This is a genomic window from Leptospira gomenensis, assembly GCF_004770155.1.
Classification (GTDB): Bacteria; Spirochaetota; Leptospiria; order Leptospirales; family Leptospiraceae; genus Leptospira; species Leptospira gomenensis.
This window is the reverse complement of record NZ_RQFA01000059.1, coordinates 1-1,119: the sequence shown is the minus strand read 5'-3', so window position 1 is coordinate 1,119 and position 1,119 is coordinate 1. Positions and strand designations below refer to the sequence as shown.

Sequence of the window (1,119 nt, the reverse complement as noted above, 5' to 3'; positions counted from 1 at the left end):
TCAGAAGAACCAAGGGAATCTGTTCTTGAACATCATGGACGGTTTGGGTTACAACTTGGGGGGTAGAGAGGGAGAGCCTACGTTGTGGGACAATATCAAAGGTGCTTTTTCTGACGCTTGGAATACGGTGAAGGGAGCTGGGAATTGGATCGGGAACAAGGCTGCAGGTGCTTTTAATAGCGTAAGTAATTTCGTGAGCAACACATATAACAAACTGTTTGGACCGAAGGTATATCCGATGTTACTCGTAGGCGGCGATGCCGGCAGCGGCGGCGGATACGGAAGTTCGGAAGGTGTATTGTCTCGAGGCGGCCATGAGAATATTAATAATTTCGAATTTGATGAGACGAAATTTTATTACGAGGTTGTGGACGCAAATGGAAAGACCGTTCCTCTGGAAGAATATCGTGCCGGTTTGGAAAAGAAGGTCCGTGACAAACTGACGAGTGATCCGAACTACAAAGGGGATTTGGAAAAGGATACGAAACGGATTCTCCAAGAGGCGTCTCAGATCTTTATGAAAGGCCACGAGACCGAATGGAAAAATTATAATGATAAAACTGGAACTGAAGAATCCTTTATCCTCGGAGGTATCGTAACAGACTCAATAGAAGTAGATGCTTCTGGCAATGCACATTATGTAAAGCCCACGGATTATAATTCTGGTGGATTTTTGCCAGTTCCGTTAATTCGTCGTTCGAATAGCTTTTACTTCATGGATACACAAGCGGTGAAACCTGGAGGGAACGGATTGTTCCCATTGTATCAGATGAAATTTGATGGAACTCAGAATCAATGGTTAGGTAGATTGGTTGGAACGGTAGGGAATCAGATATTGTATCCCCAGGATGGCAGTCCAGTGGATCAAGTGATCTACCCATCGAAACCTGTTTGGGCTAACCCTGGAACAGATGGCTTTAACCATGCGGGTAATAACCCATGGGTTCCAATGAAACCACCTCAGGACAATCGACCATTTTAAGAAAAGGATGCATCCATGAAGAGACTTGTCGTATTCCTAATTTATCTGCTTGGATCTGCTACTTGTGCTCTGTATGCGGATCCGCAGAGCGATTTAACGAAATCGATTTATGCGACTCTTGAAAAAAAGGGGTGGGT

General features: G+C 44.6%; 1 pseudogene. It reads left to right on the top strand.

Going from position 1 to position 1,119, the window contains the following annotated elements:
• Positions 1-982 (top strand): annotated as a pseudogene (locus tag EHQ17_RS20195) (hypothetical protein); the annotation flags it as partial.
• Positions 983-1,119: the final 137 nt, after the last annotated feature.